Below are 16,372 nucleotides of genomic sequence, written 5' to 3'. Positions count from 1 at the left end.
GCCGCCGGCGGATGTCCGAGGAATCCCGCACCGGGTTGCGATCCCGACGTGTTCCCGGAAGCCGTCCTGGCTGCGCTGTCGGCGGCCGCGACGTTGCAGCAGAACACGCCGAATCCCGTGATCAATATCAACGACAATGGGTTCCTGGCGGTCAACCTGATCTGCAACCTGGGCACCCCGACGACCGGAGCGGGCGCATTCCCGTGTGAGACGGTCGATCAAGGCAGCCTGCGATTCGGGCCAGCCTTGGCTCAGCCCAAGAGCGTGCAGCTGAAAGACGTCAACAATGATGGTGTCATGGACCTGAAGGCCACGTTTGCCAACCAGGAAACTGGAATCATGTGCAGCGACACCATGGCGACACTGAGCGGGACGAATATCTTACCGGGCTTTGGGCCCGTGCAGTTCGACGCGCCCGTCGGGTTCGGTACGAGTCCGGGGTGCTAGTGACGCCCAGACGCCTATGAGGTCAGGGAGGGGGGGACTGCCCTTCCCCCTGCCCTCTCTGCTGGCCTGGGCACTGGCCGTGGCGGTGGTCGTTCTCCACGCCACGGCCGCCCACGGCCAGACTGCGATCACGCCGACCCCTGGAGCGGGGGCCCTGGGTACCGCAGTCAACCAGGTCGGCAACTCGTTCGACATCACCGGGGGCACGCGCGCCGGCGGCAATCTGTTCCACAGCTTCGGTCTCTTCAGCGTCGGTACCGGGGACATCGCCAACTTCAGCAACACGACCGGGGCCGGCGTTGCGAACATCCTGGGTCGCGTCACCGGAGGCCAGGTGTCGGCGATCCAGGGGACGATCCAGACCACGAATTTTCCGGGCGCCAACCTCTTCCTGCTGAACCCGGCCGGCTGGGTGTTCGGGCCCGGGGCGGCGCTGAACGTGAGCGGCTCCTTCCACGTCAGCACGGCGGACTACCTGCGCTTCGGAGATCCAGCCAAGAGCGTCTTTTGCGTGGGCGCGTGTCCGAACGGACAGCCGAGCGTCCTCTCGGTTGCGGCACCGGCCGCGTTCGGCTTCCTGGGCCCATCTCAGGGCTCGATCTCGATCCAGCTCCAGGACCCGGGCACTCTGCAGCCGGGCACTCTGCAAGTACCCGAGCGGGCGACACTGTCCGTGGTCGGCGGCGGCGTGCAGATCGACTCCGCCATCCTGTCCGCTCCCGGGGGTCGAGTCCAGATCGGCAGCTTCGCGTCGGCTGGTGAGGCCACGGTGAACGGGCTCGAGGGCGCCTTCGCCGCGCTCGGGCCGATCCAGCTCTCGAACTCGTCGATCTTGACCACCGGGACTGCGGGCTTCGACGGTCTCGGCAATTTCGTCGGCGTCGACGGCGGCTCGGTTCTGATCCGCGGAGGCGACGTGAAGCTCTCGACCGTGGGCATCGACGCCAGCGGGGCAGGGACGTTCGACGACCTCGGCAATGTCTTCGGCACCACATCGGGGACTGTGGTCATCCGGGGCGGACAACTCGTCCTGACCGGCGGCACCACCGTCACCAACTTCAACCAGGGGAGCAGTAGCCCCGGCGTGGCGATCCGGCTCGAGGCCAGCGGTGACGTCGTGATGGACGGCGGGTCCGCACTCCAGTCGACGGCCACCATGTCGGGGGACGCGGGCGCGGTGCAGGTCCAGGCCAGTAACTTGAACATGCGGGAGTTCGCGTCCATCAACAGCGAGACCCAGGGCGGCGGACGCGGCGCCGACATCTCCATCGGTGTGGGGCAGCTGACGCTCGAAGGCGGCGCACGAATCGGGAGCACGGCATCGGCGTTCGTGCCTCCCGCCGGGGCCGCAGGCGACATCGACATCAAGGCCACTGGCCCCATCACGATCACGGGCGAGAGTAGCGGGATCGTGACCTTGGGACTTTCGAGCGAGCCGACGGCGAACGGCGGTGCGGTGAGCATCTCGGCCCAGTCACTCACCCTCGGTGATCTCGCGAGTGTCGGGAGCACAGCCTTCGGTCCGGCGCCTGGAGGAACGGTGGCGATCAGCGTCGGAGATCTTAGCTTGACGGGCGGCGCGTCGATCAGCAGCACCGCGTTCCAGGGCCGAGGAGGCGATGTCTCCGTGACCGCGACCGGCTCGGCCTTGATCTCCGGCGCCGGTAGCGCCATTCGCAGCGGAGGTGATGCCAGCTCACCCAACGTCGCTCCCGCCGGAAACATCACGTTGAATGCCGGCACCCTCACCGTTGCTGACTTCGGCGTCATCCAGAACGGCACAACCCGCGACGTGGCCGGCAACATTGCGGTCACCGCGACGAACGCCATCCTCCAGAATGGCGGGGCCATCCTGAGTCAGGCCTTCACCAACAGTGTCGGCAATGTGACGATCTCGGCTCAGAGCCTCACCATCGACAACGGCCTCATCCAGACCAGCACGATCCAGGAAGGCAACGCCGGCAACATCGTCGCCAACGTCGGCAGCCTGAACCTGACCGGGGGTGGGCAGATCGTCGCGAGCAGCGCGCAAGACGCAACCGGCGCGGGCGGCAGCATCCAGATCACGGCGAACGATGTGTTTGCCTCGGGGCAATCCGCCAGCGGCGTGCCGGTGAGCAACATCCAGGACCTCCGCAGCGGAATCTTCAGCACGACGCGCGGTGTCGGAGCGGCAGGCCAGATCGCGGTCGCAGCCGGGACGGTGAACCTGGCCGACACGGGCCGGATCGACAGCAGCACGACAGGCGCCGGGCCAGGGGGAACGATCGCGGTCAACGCATCCACGTCCCTGTCCCTCAGCGGGGGCGCCGGGCTCTTCTCCACCGCGGAGGGAACTGGCGCCGCCGGCTCCATCGTCGCCTCGAGCCCGATGGTGGCGATGACCCAGGGTGGGACGATGTCCGTGGCCACCACCAACGCCGGCGCGGCCGGCAGCATTCAGCTCAGCGGGGGCACGGTGGCGCTCGACGGCGGGGCGCAGCTCAACAGCAGCACCGCGGCGGATGGCCTCGGCGGCAGCATCGTAATGAATGCGGGGAACGTCTCGATCTCGGGCCCGGGGAGCGGGCTCTTCAGCACGGCCAGCGGCACCGGGAATGCCGGCCTCATCACGGTCGCCGCCCCGACCGTGGGCCTCGTCAATGCGGCGCGGATCGACAGCAGCACGACGGGCGCCGGCCTGGGAGGAACGGTGAGCGTCGATACGACCGGCGGCGCCCTATCCGTCGCCGGCGGAGCCGGGCTCTTCTCCACGACCTCAGGCACCGGCGCCGCCGGGGACATCCAGGTGAAGGCGGGCACCCTGACCCTTGGCACCGGGGCGCGGCTCGACAGCAGCACCGGCGCAGCCGGTCGTGGGGGCAGTGTCGCGGTGACCGCGGGCAGCACCTCGGTTTCGGGCCCCGGCACAGGGCTCTTCAGCACCGCCACGAGCACGGGGGACGCCGGTCAGATCGCGGTCTCGGGTGCGAGCGTGAGCCTCGCCAACCAGGGGCAGATCTCGGCGTCGTCATCCGCGGCGGGACGAGCGGGAACGATCGCCGTCAACGCGGGCTCGCTGTCGCTCGACGGCGGAGCCAGCCTACTGTCCAACGCCAGCGGGACCGGCCCCGGCGGCGATATCAACATCACGGCGGGAGACGTGAATCTTGCCGGCGCGTCGAAGATCTCGGCGAACAGCACCGGCAGTGCCGAGGCGCTCGCGGGCAGCATCAACCTGGTCTTCGGCAGCAAGCTCTTCATGGATGGCAGCAGCGCCATCACGACCACATCGCTCCTGGCCGACGGAGGCAACATCTCGATCACCAGCACCGGCTCTACCCTGCGCCTCTTCGACAGCGAAATCACCACCAGCGTCCAGAGTGGCCTCGGCCAGGGCGGCAACATCACGCTGGGGTCGGAGGCCCATCCACTGACCTTCCTGGTCGCGTCCGACGGGCAGATTCGCGCCGACGCCTTCGGGGGGCCCGGCGGCAACATCCAGATTTTCGCGGACACGTTCTTGACGAGCAGCAGCATCATCAGCGCGTCCTCGGCGCTCAGCGCGCCGGGCACCATCGCTGTCCAGGCACAGTTCACCGACCTGAACAGCGCGCTGGTGCAGTTGCCCGCGGACGTTCTCGAGGCGACCGCCCTCCTGCGCGCCTCCTGCGCCGCCCGGCTCGCCGAGGGCAAGACGAGCAGCTTGGTGGTGGCCGGCCGCGAGGGCGTGCCGCCGGAGCCGGACGCGCTCCTCGCGAGTCCGCTGGTGCTCGAAGGCTGGACGGCCAGCGAGCGCACCGCCGCGGACGAGCCCGGCGAAGCCGCGCCGCTGCTCACTTTGAGGTGGCCGACCCCGCTGGGCGTAGCGTGCCGATGATCGGCCGGGCCCGGGAGCACTCCCTGGGCCTGCGACGCCCCTCAGGATCGCGCCCATGGGGGGTGCTCCTCGGGATGGCGCTGGTGGCCCTGCCGGTCCCCGCGCTCGCGCAGCGGGTCACACCCCGGATGGGCGAGCCGCCGCCGCTGCTGCAGGAGCGGCCCGCCCCGCCGCCACCCCCCGTCCTGCCTCCCGTTCCGCCGCCGGAGGTCCAGCCGCGTCCGCCCGGGGTCCTGCCCACGCTGCGCATCTTCGTGCGGGACATCCGCGTCGTCGGCAGCACCGTCTTCACCGCCGCCGAGATCGAGCGCGTCACCGCGCCCTACGTCAACCGCGAGCTGTCGACCGAGGACCTCGAGGCTCTCCGCACGCAGCTGACGCTGCTCTACGTCAACCGCGGGTACGTGAACTCCGGCGCGATCCTGCCGGATCAGAGCTTGACCGACGGGATCGTGACCTACCAGATCGTGGAGGGCGGGCTGACCGACATCCAGATCCAGGGCAACCGCTGGTTCCGGTCCCGCTATCTTCGCGATCGCCTGCGGCTCGCGGCCGGCCCGCCGCTGAACGTCGACACGCTGCAGGAGAAGCTCCAGCTCCTGCTGGAGGACGAGCGCTTCCGACGCCTCAATGCGCAGCTGCGTCCCGGCGCCCGGCCCGGAGAGAGCGTGCTGGACGTCTCGGTCGACGAGCGGCTGCCGTATCGGCTCGTGATGGGGGCCGACGACTACCAGGCCCCGTCGGTTGGCGGCCTGCGCGGCTTCGGAGGCTTCGAGTTCCTGAATCTCACCGGCAACGGTGACACTCTGGCGCTGCGCTTCGCCGGGTCCGAGGGCCTCAGGCCGCTCGTGGACGTGCGATACGCCATCCCGGTGACGCCGTGGGATACGACGGTCAGCTTCCAGTACCATCGCGAGTACTTCGTCGTCGTCGAGCAGCCGTTCGACCAGCTCGATATCACGAACACCTTCGTGATCTACACCCTGGGGGTCCGTCAGCCGGTCTATCGCACCCTGAGCACCGAGATCGCGCTCGAGCTGATCGGGGAGCGCCTGTCCAGCGACACGACGCTGCTCGGGGAAGATTTCTCGCTGTCGCCCGGCGCGAGCAACGGCAAGTCGGTGGACACCGCCATCCGGTTCGTCCAGGAGGTCGTGCACCGTACGCGGAATCTCGTGCTCTCGGCCCGGTCCCGTCTCTCGTTCGGCATCGACGCGCTGGGGGCTACCATCCACAGCGGTGACGAGCCGGACGGTCTGTTCTTCGCCTGGCTGGGGCAGTTCCAGTGGGTCCAGCGGCTCCCGTTCCTCGACGCCTACACGATCGCGCGCACGGACGTTCAGCTGTCCGACCGGCCCTTGCTGGTGCAAGAGCAGATGTCGGTCGGCGGCCGCTATACCGTGCGGGGCTACCGCGAGAACACGCTCGTGCGGGACAACGCCTTCGTGGCCTCGGCGGAGCTACGGGTGCCCGTGGTCCAGCGCACCCGATGGGCCGACTATCTGGAGCTGGCCGCGTTCTACGACTACGGCCGATCCTGGAACGTGAGACCTCCGCATCTGAGCCCGATCGATATCTCGAGCGTCGGGGTTGGCCTTCGCTGGGGTCTCACGATTCCGGCGGGGCCCGTCTCGGTCCGCCCCCAGCTCGAGGTCTACTGGGGTCACCCGCTACGGAACGTCTCGAACCCGGGCACTGGGACGGCCGGAGGCACGATCCAGGACCAGGGCGTGCACTTCCAGTTCCTGGTCGCCATCCAGTGAGAACCCGGGCCTGACCGGCCCGGGTCGCTCACCGGCGGTTAGGTCGCTTACTCGACCTTTGGCAGTCCCGCCTGGCTCAGGAGCTGGGCCCGGCCTTCTCGGACGGTCTGGTCATTGGGGCTCTGATCGAGCAGATCGGCGATCGCTCCCAGGGCGTCGTACCAGAGCCCTGCCTCGGCATAGATCATCGGAAGGGTCTCCGGCCGGGCTGAAGCAAGTCGGGCGCTCAACTCCGCATTGGGCTCGACGCGCTCGATGGTGCCACCAGCGAGGACGTCGCGCGAGCGGCGCGCCGGGTCGACCACCACGGTGACGAACCACTTGTACTGGACTCCGGGCTCGAGCTTCACCCCATAGTCCGCCAGGCGGATCCGCTGCACTCCAGGCTGGACGGGCTGAGGCAGGCGAACCTCGAGTAACGGCTTCACCGCCCGGTCATCGCTGATCGTTACCTCGACCGGCGCTGGCGTCGGGCTCGACAGGTACCAGGAAACGGACGGCTGCTCGAGAGAGGTGAGCGCGCGACCCTCGGGAACCAAGGCCGTGACGCTGACCGCGCCGCCACCGCGGCTGCCTCCGCCGACCCGGCCGCCCGGCGCCCCGCGCAGGGGTGGGCGATACACGAGGCCCGCGGGCTGCAATCCAGGCTGCGCCGAGCTTGGAGCCCCAGCCTTGTTTTCCATGGCTGGAGCCTGAGTAGGCCGGCCGTCGCTCTGCTGAGCCCGTGCCGACGAGACCGAGGCGACCAAGAGAGTCGGAGCCAGAAGCCCTGCTGCAACCGCTCGGGTGATTCTCATCGCCAGACCCCCTTTTACCGCGAGGGTGATACCCCGCCGGCGCTCAACAATGCCTAAAGTGTGCCGCTCGCTCGGCGGGTGAAGCTCTTGACGCTCGAACAGTGTTTGTCAGAGGTTCCTCGTCGAGTCCGCGCGCCGCCACAGCGCCGCTCGGGCGTTTGTCCGCGGGCACGGGGCAGGATGCCCGGACAACCAGCGCACTGCGTCACGGCTGCTGCGTTTCCGCTCGTAGGCCGATCTGCTTGAGCAGGTCCTGGCGCTCGCTCTGCAGGGCGGCGTCCCCGGGCGCACCGTCGATGAGGTCCGAGATGGAGCCCAGGGCGTCGTACCAGTACCCGCCTTCTGCGTAGACCGTCGGCTTCTCCTGAGCCTTGGCGGTGGCCAGCCGTGCCTGGAGCGCTTCGGGCAGCTCGGCCCGCTCGATGGCGCCGCCCGAGAGGATGTCGCGGGAGCGGCGGCCGGGATCGGCGACCACGGCGATGAACCAGCGGTAGGCCACCCCCGGCTCGAGCCGCACTCCGTGGTCCGAGAGGCGGACGCGCTGGATCCCCCCCTGGCGCGGCGCGGGCAGCGCGATCTCCAGCAGCGGCTGGGCCTGTCGCGGGTCCATCACCGTCAGCTCGAGCGGCAGACTGATCGGGTTCGAGATGTACCAGAAGAGCGACGGCTGCTCGACCGCAGTGAGCCCGGTGTGATCGGGCGCCAGCACCGACAGGACGAAGACGTCCCGCGCGACGCCGCGCGTGGCTCCGCCGATTCGCCCGCCCGGCGCCCCCCGGACCGGGGGCTTGTAGACCGGCGTCGGGGCCGAAGCGGACGAGGCGCCCGGCTGTGAAGCGCCCGGTGCGGAGGGCGGTGCGCTCTTTTTGTCCTGGGCCAGACCGGCTGTGGCGGGAAGCAGGATCGCCACCGACGCGAGAACGGCAAGGCAGCCTGTGCGTGTCATGGGCGGACCTCCTGCGAGGCGGTCTCCGTCTTCGAGGCATCGGTCGACGCGCGGCCGATCACCCGGTAGACGTCCACCTTCTGCTGCTTTCCCTTCAGAGAGAGGTTGGCCATGTACTCGGTGCGGAACCGGTTGCCGAGATATGCCCGCGTGGTGTCCCCGATGAGGATCCGAGACGGCTGCTCGCTCGGGTCCGGCGCGAACAGGTCCTTGTCCAGGCTCTCGAGCCGCGCCGCGGTGTTGACCGCGTCACCGACCACGAGGTATTCCGACCGCTCGGCGCTGCCCAGCGTGCCGCCGACCACGGGCCCGGTGAAGATCCCGATGCGCATCCCGGATGTCGGCAGCCCCTGAGCACGCCACCGCGCATTGAGCTCGCGGAGCGTTTCCCCCATGGCCAGGGCACACTCCACCGCGTTGATCGCGTCCTGCGCGACCTCCTCCTCGGTCGTCCGGGGAGCCGGCACTCCGAACGCGACCACGATGGCGTCACCGGCGTACTGCCGGACCACTCCCCGGTGAGCCGTGACCTGACGCGACATGCCGTCCATGAACGTGTTCAGCCACTCCATGAGCGCCTCGGGTGACAGCCGCTCCGCCACCGGAGTATATCCCGCAATGTCCGTGAACAGCATCGTCGCCACGAGGCGCTGGGAGCGGGGCCGCCCGCCGTCGAGGAACTGGTCGCGCTCTTGCCAGATCGTCTCCGCGACTTCCTTCGAGACGTGGCGGGAGAACAGGCGCATGAGGTTGGAGCGGTCGAGCATCTCCCGGTAGGAGACGTATCCGGTCACGAGGGCGGCCGAACCCACCCAGGCCAGCCCCGACGGCACGAGCGGCAGCCACCACCGTCCGACGAACAGCGCGAGGTCGAGCCCGCCGAGGGCGATGAGACATCCCACCGCGGTGAGGGAGAGCTTCCACGGCGAGCGAACGGCGAAGCCGACGAGCCCGCCCAGGCCGCTCCAGAGGAGGATCCATCCCGCTTCCTGCCAGTCGGGCAGCGAGGCCATGGGCGCGACCCCGTCGAGGCCGATCTGCATGAGCTGGCTCACGATCTGAGCGTGGACGGCCATGCCGGCCACGTGCTGATCGGCCTGGAGCCCGCGGCTCAGCGGGGTGTAGAACTCGTCCCGGATGCTCTCCGCGACCACCCCGATCAGCGCGACCCGGTCCCGGATGAGCGCGGGATCGACCGTTCCGTCCAGGACCGCGGAGAACGTCACCGTGTCGAATGCTCCGCGGGAGCCACTGTAGTCGAGCATGAACTGATAGCCGCGGTCGTCCGCCCGGACATAGCCGCCGTCGCTCGAATCGAGCGGACGGATCGTGGTGTGGCCGAGCCGAAAGAGGCTCGGGTCCGCGGGATCGGCCTGTGGCATCACGCCCTTCGGCTGGAGATAGCGCAGGGCGAGCTGCAGCGGGAACGACGGGAGCGAGACGGTGCCGTCGTCCAGGAAGAGCAGCGCGCGCCTCACCGTGCCGCCCGGATCCACGAGGATGTCGTTGAAGCCGACCTGGTCGGTGCCTTCGAGCACCGGCGGCGGTCGCACGCCCTGCTTCGTTCCCTCCATGAACTTGGTGACCACCACGGTGCGCGGGTCCCCACGGAGGAGATCGTGGAAGCGCTGCGTGCCGGGGGGGACCGGTACGTCGCGGTACACGTCCACGCCCACCGCCCGCGCCCCGCCCTGGAGGAGCCGCTGGATCACCGTCGCCAGGGTCTCGTCGTGCAGCGGCCAGTCGCCGATCTTCCTGATGTCGTCTTCGGTGATGGCGACGAGGAGAATTCGAGGATCGGGGGTGGTCTCGCGGGCGGTGAGCCGGACGTACCAGTCGTAGGCGGCCAGCTCCAGGGTCTCGAGCAGGCCCAGCTGCCGACCACCCAGCACGGCGAGGCCGATCGCCATCGCGATGAGGCCGGTCACTGCGAGCGGGCTCCGCAGCGCCTTCCAGGAGCGCGGCCAGTCCCGCCAGCTCACAGCCAGTTGTTGATCAGCAGGAATGGAGCCCAGAAGCCCGGGTGATCGTAGCGCGGATCCTCCACGAGCTTGAGCTGAGCCCGGCGCAGCGCCCCGACGCGCGAGACCGACGGGTCGCGCAGCTCCTGGTAGAAGTCGATGACCAGCCGCGCCGACACCTCGTCGTTGACCTCCCAGAGGGTGGCCAGCGCGCTGCGCGCCCCGGCCTTGATCGCCACGCCGGCCAGGCCGAGCGCCGCGCGATCGTCGCCCTCGGCCGTGTCGCAGGCGCTGAGAGTCAAGAGCTCCAGGGGGTCGTCGCGGTACTTGAAGAGGCCGATGAACTGGTCGAGCCGGTCGACGGAGAGCTTGCCGTCGAAGGCGAGGACGAAGCTCTGCTCGGAGTCCCCGCTGACCTCTCCGTGCGAGGCGATGTGCACGATCGTGTACCGCTCCTCCCGCAGCAGCTTCTCGACGGCGGGCACGACGAAGTCCTTGTCGATGAGCACGGTGCTCGGGTAGAGGGTCCGCAAGGCGGCCAGCTCGGGTTCGACGTTCGGGAGCGCCGGGAAGCCGTGCACCGCTTGCGTCACGCCCAGCGCGAGCACCTTCACGTGGTCCCGCGGAATCGGCCGCGGATCGGTCAGGCTGAGGCCGGGCGTGATGCCGAGCGCGTACTTCGAGATGAGGAACTGCTTGCCGTCGTGGAGCGCGCCCATCGGGATCGTCCGCAGGGCCCCGTCGGGGACGAAGACCAGGGTGTCGACCTTCAGGTCGGCGAGATCCGAGGCGAGCGGACGGATCAGCCAGTCGTAGAGCTGCTGCGCGTGCGGGAGATATTCTCGGGTGGTCCGTTTCTCGAGCCGGCGGCGGAACTGGCGGACCTCCTGGGTGAGCCGCTCTTCACCGACCGGCACCACGATGCTCTTGAGCCCGGTCGGCAGGCTCACCAGCAGCTCGGTCCGGTCCGGCATGAGGATCGGATAGATGACCACCGCGCTCTGCGAGACCACGTCGAGACGGGTGGACTTCGCCAGCGCGGTGTCGACACAGTCGTCGCGGAAGTAGTCGCGGAGCTCGGCGGCCTTGAAGAGCTCGACCGTCTCCCGGGCCTCCACCAGGTACGGGGTGATGTCCTCGCGGCCCCGTCGCGCGGCCGCCTGACGGAGGAGCAGGTCCACCGCCTCGAAGTACACCCGACCGACCGACTCGCGGAACGGCACCGGCGCCCCACCGCGGCCCGCCGACAGCTCCGGCCGGATGGACTGCAGCGTGGCGATCGCGCGCCGGTACGACTCGACGGCCTCCTCCGGCCGGCCGAGGGCGTAGAGCAGGCGGCCGGCCTGCCACTGCCACCGATAGAGCGACTCCGGGACGTTCGCCTGCTGGGCCAGGAGCACCGCCTGGCGGGTGAGGTCGAGCGCCTCGGCGTGCCGGCGCTCGTCCTCGTAGAGCATCCCCAGATAGCCCCGCGCGTACGAGGCCGCCCGCCGGTCGCCGATCCGGTCGGCCGCGGCCACCGCCGCGTTGAGCGCGGTGGCGCTTCGCCGCATCACCTCTCCCCGGTCGGGGAACGTGGCCGCCAGATCGCGGTAGCCCAGGCCGACGTTGATCAGGGCGAAGGCCATGTCATGAGAGGCCGGCGCCGGGAGGAGCTGATCGAGCCCTTCGTCGAGCGCGGTCTTCGCTTCGGGAATCCGGCCCGTCTGCCGCAGCACGCTCGAGGCGTTGCTGAGACCTTGGGCCGCCAGCGTCCGGTAGCCGGCCCCACGTGCCAGCGCCGCGCTCTCGCGGTAGGCATCGAGCGCCTCGGCGGGCTTCTGCCGGAGCACCAGGAGGTTGCCCAGGTCGTTGAGCGCGGCGGCCGCGAGGCGGTCGTCGCCCCGCGCCCGGGCCTGCGTGACCGCATCCCGGAGATGCGGCTCGGCACGGTCGAGCTGGCCCGCCCCGAGCTCGATGCTGCCGAGGCTGGCGAGCACCGGCGCCACGCGGGCCGGATCGCGCGAGGGCTCGGCGAGTGCCCGCGCCTCCTCGAGCCGCGCGAGCGCCTGCTGGTACTGGCCGAGCGAGGCGTGGGCCTGCCCGAGGGAGCGGAGCGCGCGCTCCTGCCCGGCGCGGTTGCCCTCGCGCTCGTAGAGGCGGACCGCCTCGCTCCAGCCGGCGATCGCGTCGGCGAAGGTCCCGCGCTCGAACGCGTCCAGGCCTCGGCGGAACGCCTGATCCGCAGGGCCCTCGGCGGCCCAGGCCGAGGAGGTGAGCACGACCGCGAACAGCAGGGCGAGCGATATGCGCGTTGCCACGAGCGGTACCTCTCCAGGACGGGTCGCCACGAAGATGGCAGGATTATGGGCGGGCCGCGCCCGCGGCGCAAGGTTGTTGCTTCGGGGCTTGACCGGGTTCGCGGCGCGGACTAAACTCCCGCCACCGTCCGACCGGTTCGGCCCGGCCCCTCGCGCCGAGGGTGGCTGGGCAGGAGGGTGTCCATGGCGATTCTGGCGATCTCACAGGAAATGGGCAGCGGCGGGGCCGAGATCGGAATGACGGTCGCGACCCGCCTCGGCTACACCTACGTCGACAACGAGGAATTGCTCGGCCGAGCCCAGCGCTACGGTCTGGCGGAGGACCGCCTCGCCCGCCTCGTGGAAGACCGCCCGTCCTGGGTCGAGCGGTTCGACGCCGAGACCCGCCGGTGCATCCTGGCCCTGCAGACCGTGCTCTACGAGTTCGCGCAGGCCGACAACATCGTGCTGATGGGGGGCGGCGGGCAGTGGCTGCTGCGCGGGGTGCCCCACGCGCTGCGGACCCGGATCGTGGCGCCCTTCGGCGAGCGGGTGACGCGGCTGACCGCCACGCTGGCCGCCGAGGGGCGCGAGCGCGTCACCCCGAAGACGGTCGCCCAGTTCATCCGCCGGGACGACATCCAGAAGTCGGCGCGCATGCGCTATCTCTTCGACGTCGACCTCAAGGACCCCGGGCTCTACGACGTCCACATCAACACCGCCGTCCTCTCCCGCGCCGCCGCGGTGCAGATGCTCGCGAACCTGGCGCGCCAGCCCGAGCTCGCCACCACGGAGGCGGGCCGACAGCTGGTCGCAGACCGGGCGCTCGCATCCCAGGTGGAAGTCGCCCTGGCCGGCCATCCGGACCTGCGCCGGCGGGCGATCAACGTGGAATCGCGTGACGGCGCGGTGACGCTGGAGCTGTCATCGGGAGCGGACCCCGACGTGGCGCGCTCCGTGGCCCAGGGCGTGGCGGGAGTCCAGAGCGTCGCGCTGCGGACCGCGGAGATCCCGATCGTCTCCTCGTTTCCGGTCTAGCGGACGCACCAGGCTCTTCCACCTTCCCCTTGCCCCGCCGACTTCCTCCCTCTCCCCCGAGGGGAGAGGGCAGGGTGAGGGGCGCCAATGTCGCTTCGTGCGCAGGAGGACCCCGATGCCCACATACATGGTGCAGGCGGCCTACACGAGCACGGCGTGGAACAAGCTGGTCCAGCGGCCCGAGAACCGGATGGATGCGCTCAAGCCGGTCATCGCGCAGCTCGGCGGAGAGATCCTGGCCTGGTACTACACGTTCGGCGACTACGACGTGGTCGTGATCTTCGATGCCCCCAGCAACATCAACGCGGCCGCGGCGGCGATGGCCATCGCGGGAAGCGGCGCGGTGAAGGACTTCAAGACGAGCGTGCTGATGTCGCCCGACGAGGGGTTCGACGCCCTGCTCTTGGCGCAGGGCGCCGGCTACCGTCCGCCGGGCGGGTGACCGCGACAGTCGGCGCACGACCCTAGCCGAGCCCGGGCTCGACCGCCAGCGTGACGGTGGCCCGCAGCGCCTCGCCAGCTTCCAGCACGCGCATGCCGGTGTCGGCGCGGCCCGCCGCGGCCAGGTTGAACGCGTCGGTCACGTGACTGACCGGCTCGACGCAGAAGAACGGCCGCCCCGGCGGGGTGAACACCACGAGGCAGTCGAGCGGCGGCGCCGCGGTCATGGTCAGCCGCGCGCCCACGTCGGGCCACTCGAGGCGGGCCCGCCCGCTCCAACCCACGCAGCAGTTGTCGAGCGCGACGTGCGCCACCGCGATGCCTCGCGCGAGATCGGCGGCGGGTGCAGCGTCGAGCGTGGTCGGCATCGTCTCGTCGTCGGTCCGCCACATGGCCCGGACCTCGGCGGTGACGGTGGCCGCCGGCGTGCGCACGAAGTAGGGGTGCCAGCCGAGCCCGACCGGCATCGCCTCGGCGCTCTCGTTGCGCACCGCGAGCGCGACGACCAGGCGATCCGGGCTCAGCGCGATGCGCTGGGTGGCCCGGTACGCCCAGGGCCACGCGCCGGCCGGATGCTCGTACTCGAGCCGCGCCTCGCTCGCGGTCACCTCGATCGGGCGCCACGCCGCCTGCCAGCCCTGGCCGTGGATGCTGTGGCGCTCCGGCGGGAAGTTCAGCGGCAGCTGCATCGTGCGGCCGCGAAACGTGAAGCGGCCATCCCGGATGCGGTTGGAGTAGGGCACCAGCGGGAACGCGGCGGCGGGGGAGGCGCCGCGAATCGGGTGGGGCGGCGGCGGCCGCAGCCACTCGCGGGTCACGCCGCCGCGCTCGTGCCAGTAGCGGGTGATCGCGCCGCCCGCCGCGGGCTGTAGCGTCACCGCCGCCTCGCCCGCCCGCAGCGTGATGTCCATCGCGCGCCCGAGCCTAGCATGCGCTGCGCCCACCTGTGCTAGCGTGAGCGCGCAATCCATCCCGGTGACCGAGCCGCGGAGGCGCTCATGACCATGCGATTGGCCTCGTATCCGAGCCTCGAGGATCGCGCCGTGTTCGTGACGGGCGGCGGCAGCGGCATCGGCGCGTCCATCGTCCAGCACCTGTGCGAGCAGCGGGCCCGCGTGGCATTCGTGGACATCCAGCACGAGGCCTCCGAGGCCCTGGTCGAGCGCATCCGCGCGGCCGGGACGCCCGCCCCCGCGTTCATTCCGTGCGATCTGCGCGACATCGGCGCCCTGCGCGCTGCCGTCGAGCAGGCCCGCGCGCGGCACGGGCCGGCGCGCGTGCTCGTCAACAACGCGGCCCACGACGAGCGCCACAGCATCGAGAGCGTGACCCCCGAGTACTGGGACGATCGCTTCGCGGTGAACCTGCGCCACCAGTTCTTCGCCGCCCAGGCGGTGGCGCCCGCGATGGCCGAGGCGGGTGGCGGGTCGATCATCAACTTCGGCTCGGTCTCGTGGCTGATCGGCCAGGGGGGCATGCCCGCGTATCTCAGCGCCAAGGCCGCGGTGGCCGGGCTCACCCGGGCGCTCGCCCGGGACCTCGGACCGAAGAGCATCCGGGTGAACGCCATCGTGCCCGGCTGGATCATGACCGAGCGGCAGATCACGCTGTGGCTCACCCCGGAGGGCGAGCAGGAATTGCTCCGCCGCCAGTGCCTCAAGCGCCGGCTCGTGCCCGAGGACATCGCGCGGGTCGTGCTCTTCCTCGCCGCCGACGACAGCTCCGCCTGCACCAACCAGAGCTACGTGGTCGACGGCGGCTGGGTGTAACGCTCTCGTCGGCCGGCGCCGCGCCGCGGCGGCCCCGCCGGCGCGGTGCCCGGAAGTGTCAACGGCGGCGCGTGCAGCGAGCGCCGGGCGGGCCCCTCGTGTCGCAAAGCGCCGGATTCTTTCAGCCGCACGCTGGCCCTGCTCTTGCTGTTTCGTATCGGCGATGTGGCTCACCGGCACGAGCCTCGAGCGAATCGATTCGGCGCTGGGCCGCAGCCCGGTTACGGAGGTCGATCGTCTGCTGGCCGAGATCCTGGCGGGCGCTTCCGCCACCGAGCCCATCCCGACCACGTGCGCGGTGTGCCGTCGCGATCTCACGCGTGGCCGGCTCGGCCACTCGCCGGTACTGATCTACTCGTGCCCCGAGGGCCATGGCTCCTGGCTCGACGGGGCCGGCGTCACCGCGCTGCAGCGGCTCCTGCAGGAGCGCGCGCAGCCTGATCCGTCGTCGGCTCCGGCCGCCGCGCCGGCGCCCGCCTCGTTGGCTGAGCGGCGGCGCCGCCTGCTGACGGCGCTGCTGATGGCCTCGCTCGCGGCCCTGGCCTTCACCTTCGTGCTGGCGCCGCCGCCGCGAAGCGACCGGACGGTCGCGGGGCCCAGTCCGATGACCGCCGAGGAGCGACGTTACTTCGCCGAGCTGACCGTGCTGCTCGACGACGGCATTGCGAACCGTCGCCACGTCGACGGCGTCTTGAAGAGCGAGGCCAGCGCGGAGGCCTACACCACCGCCTTCGAGATCTACCGCGCACGCCAGGATGGATTCCTCCGCCGGCTCGACGCGCTGTCGGTGCCGGCGAGACTCAAGCCGGCTCACGACGCCATCCGGCGCGCCGCCGAGCGGCAGGTCGGGTTCTATCGTGACTTCAAGGACGCGCGCATTCGCGACCCGCGTGAGCTGCCCAACCTGCTGGATCATTCCGACCTGCGCGAGAGCGACTACGACCTGCACCGGGCGTGGGATTTCATTCGCCAGACGTATCCCGTCCTCGATCCTCGGCTGGCCGAGGCGATCGAGCGCCGCCTCTGCAGCTTCGACATCGTCTGATCCCGCGTCATCCCGACGCCTGATCGC

The 16,372-nt window shown here is 70.4% G+C and carries 12 protein-coding genes; 7 read left to right on the top strand and 5 right to left on the bottom strand.

Annotation, left to right across the window (positions count from 1 at the left end; all coding sequences use genetic code 11):
* The 3 genes from VKN16_21710 to VKN16_21700 form a co-directional block, all read left to right on the top strand.
* The coding region (locus tag VKN16_21710) for a hypothetical protein (GenBank protein ID HME96828.1) at nucleotides 1–447 on the top strand (447 nt) is incomplete at its 5' end.
* A gap of 79 nt (nucleotides 448–526) precedes the next feature.
* Entirely contained in the window at nucleotides 527–4,306 is a 3,780-nt protein-coding gene (locus VKN16_21705) for a filamentous hemagglutinin N-terminal domain-containing protein (GenBank protein HME96827.1), read from the top strand.
* A 62-nt stretch (nucleotides 4,307–4,368) separates the two neighbouring features.
* Nucleotides 4,369–6,069 (top strand): ShlB/FhaC/HecB family hemolysin secretion/activation protein, encoded by a 1,701-nt coding sequence (locus VKN16_21700; GenBank protein HME96826.1) that lies wholly within the window; start codon nucleotides 4,369–4,371, stop codon nucleotides 6,067–6,069.
* Nucleotides 6,070–6,116: 47 nt separating this feature from the next.
* Here VKN16_21700 and VKN16_21695 read toward each other — a convergent pair whose 3' ends face one another.
* The 4 genes from VKN16_21695 to VKN16_21680 form a co-directional block, all read right to left on the bottom strand.
* On the bottom strand, nucleotides 6,117–6,752 hold the full coding sequence (locus tag VKN16_21695) for a DUF928 domain-containing protein (GenBank protein HME96825.1): 636 nt from the start codon (nucleotides 6,750–6,752) through the stop codon (nucleotides 6,117–6,119).
* A 319-nt stretch (nucleotides 6,753–7,071) separates the two neighbouring features.
* Nucleotides 7,072–7,812 carry a DUF928 domain-containing protein gene (locus VKN16_21690; protein ID HME96824.1) on the bottom strand — a complete coding sequence of 247 codons (741 nt, stop codon included), beginning with the start codon at nucleotides 7,810–7,812 and terminating at the stop codon, nucleotides 7,072–7,074.
* Nucleotides 7,809–9,794, bottom strand: coding sequence for an adenylate/guanylate cyclase domain-containing protein (locus tag VKN16_21685; GenBank protein ID HME96823.1), 1,986 nt, complete (start codon nucleotides 9,792–9,794; stop codon nucleotides 7,809–7,811). The genes VKN16_21690 and VKN16_21685 overlap by 4 nt, the downstream gene beginning before the upstream one ends.
* Nucleotides 9,791–12,073: a CHAT domain-containing protein gene (locus VKN16_21680; protein HME96822.1), complete on the bottom strand. Its 2,283-nt coding sequence runs from the start codon at nucleotides 12,071–12,073 to the stop codon at nucleotides 9,791–9,793. Before VKN16_21680 ends, VKN16_21685 begins: the two co-directional genes overlap by 4 nt.
* Nucleotides 12,074–12,256: 183 nt before the next feature.
* On the opposite strand from VKN16_21680, the gene VKN16_21675 reads away from it, so the two are divergent.
* Both VKN16_21675 and VKN16_21670 read left to right on the top strand, forming a co-directional pair.
* On the top strand, nucleotides 12,257–13,090 hold the full coding sequence (locus VKN16_21675; GenBank protein ID HME96821.1) for a cytidylate kinase family protein: 834 nt from the start codon (nucleotides 12,257–12,259) through the stop codon (nucleotides 13,088–13,090).
* A gap of 115 nt (nucleotides 13,091–13,205) precedes the next feature.
* Nucleotides 13,206–13,532, top strand: a complete 327-nt coding sequence (locus VKN16_21670) for a GYD domain-containing protein (protein ID HME96820.1) — start codon at nucleotides 13,206–13,208, stop codon at nucleotides 13,530–13,532.
* A gap of 22 nt (nucleotides 13,533–13,554) precedes the next feature.
* Here VKN16_21670 and VKN16_21665 read toward each other — a convergent pair whose 3' ends face one another.
* Nucleotides 13,555–14,442 carry an aldose 1-epimerase gene (locus VKN16_21665; GenBank protein HME96819.1) on the bottom strand — a complete coding sequence of 296 codons (888 nt, stop codon included), beginning with the start codon at nucleotides 14,440–14,442 and terminating at the stop codon, nucleotides 13,555–13,557.
* 87 nt (nucleotides 14,443–14,529) lie between these two features.
* Between VKN16_21665 and VKN16_21660 the strand changes: the two genes are divergently transcribed.
* Nucleotides 14,530–15,300, top strand: coding sequence for an SDR family oxidoreductase (locus VKN16_21660; protein ID HME96818.1), 771 nt, complete (start codon nucleotides 14,530–14,532; stop codon nucleotides 15,298–15,300).
* 163 nt (nucleotides 15,301–15,463) lie between these two features.
* Nucleotides 15,464–16,345, top strand: a complete 882-nt coding sequence (locus VKN16_21655) for a hypothetical protein (GenBank protein HME96817.1) — start codon at nucleotides 15,464–15,466, stop codon at nucleotides 16,343–16,345.
* Nucleotides 16,346–16,372: the final 27 nt, after the last annotated feature.

The sequence above is a fragment of the Candidatus Methylomirabilota bacterium genome (genome assembly GCA_035315345.1).
Classification (GTDB): Bacteria; Methylomirabilota; Methylomirabilia; order Rokubacteriales; family CSP1-6; genus CAMLFJ01.
This window is presented reverse-complemented; position numbering and strand designations above follow the sequence as displayed.